The sequence below is a fragment of the Oleiphilus sp. HI0123 genome (assembly GCF_001635315.1).
Genome location: NZ_LWGE01001705.1, coordinates 1 through 1,154 on the forward strand (window position 1 = coordinate 1; position 1,154 = coordinate 1,154).

General features: G+C 43.4%; 1 protein-coding gene and 1 pseudogene. Both read left to right on the forward strand.

Annotated elements, in window-relative coordinates:
• Positions 1-261 (forward strand): annotated as a pseudogene (locus tag A3761_RS28105) (hypothetical protein); the annotation flags it as partial.
• Positions 262-367: 106 nt separating this feature from the next.
• On the forward strand, positions 368-1,154 hold a 787-nt coding region (locus A3761_RS23060; RefSeq protein WP_068750981.1), incomplete at its 3' end, for an AraC family transcriptional regulator ligand-binding domain-containing protein.

Here is a 1,154-nt window from a genome sequence, read left to right on the forward strand (position 1 = left end):
CTAAAAGCGCGTGGAAATCGTTTGGGTGGACGGGTTGGTCAGATAGCTCTACGGCGACTAGGTGTAGATACCTTGGTTCTTTCAGCTGATGTTGTTGGAGCTCTAGCGCAAGCTGGTAGCATTAACAAGATGCCGAATTCAAAGAAAGCTTGGGCTTTGTTACAAGAAACGATTGATCAATGGCAGGCAGAAACAGCTTATTCCCTGAATAAAATTAGCCAGCTTTTAGGTTTGTCATACGGTGATATTTATGAGCGTTAAGCCTTCCTTTACTATTGAACTATCGGCTTAGTATTGCGTAGACTAGGCCAATAAAGCAGTGAAGTAGATCAACGAAGCTAGATGATAAGAACAAAAAAGGCTAAACATGGCATCCTCACCCTCTCCAAGCATCAGTATTAGTACAATTTCTGATGTCTATCATGTCTTACTTGATAGGGGAATGTCAGAGCAAGAGTTAGCGCAGCAATCAGGTATTAGTCGGAAAGATATTGAAAACCTTGATGCTCGTATTCCTATTTCTAAATTAAACAAGATTTGGGATATCGCCAAGGATTATACTCAGCAGGCTGAAATTGGTCTTTATGTAGGTGAAGAAATTGACCCGGCTCGCTTCAGTGTTGTTGCTCAGGCATCCTTTCAGTGTGAGACGCTTCGTGATGTGCTCCAGGTGTATGCGCGCTTTTTCAGTATTGTGAATGAGGCCGCTTGTCTAACCCTTAAAGAAGGCGATGAGTGGGCAACCCTAGAATTTAAAAGCTTGTCACCTGACTGTTATTGCATTTCCGAAATGGAGCGTATGGTGGTAACGGCCCTGGCACGATGTGATTATTTAACAGGTCGGAGAATCAAGGTTCAGTGCTTTAACTTTCAGCATGCCCAGCCTGAATATATAGCTAAGTATCAGGAAGTCTGTAAGGGCGAGCTTAAGTTCTCTCAAGAGCAGACTGGTATTGTGTTTAAGAAATCGGCGCTTGATTTGAAAGTGAAGCATGGCAACCCTTATTTGCTTAGTGTTTTAACCTCTTATGCTGAAAAGCTGCTTCGCAAGGTTGCTTCAAGCTCTGATATCAAAGATAAAGTCAGGCGTTTTATTCGGCGTCACTTGGCCGAAGATGCAGAACTGGACGTTGAGCGTGCTGCAAAGGCTCTCA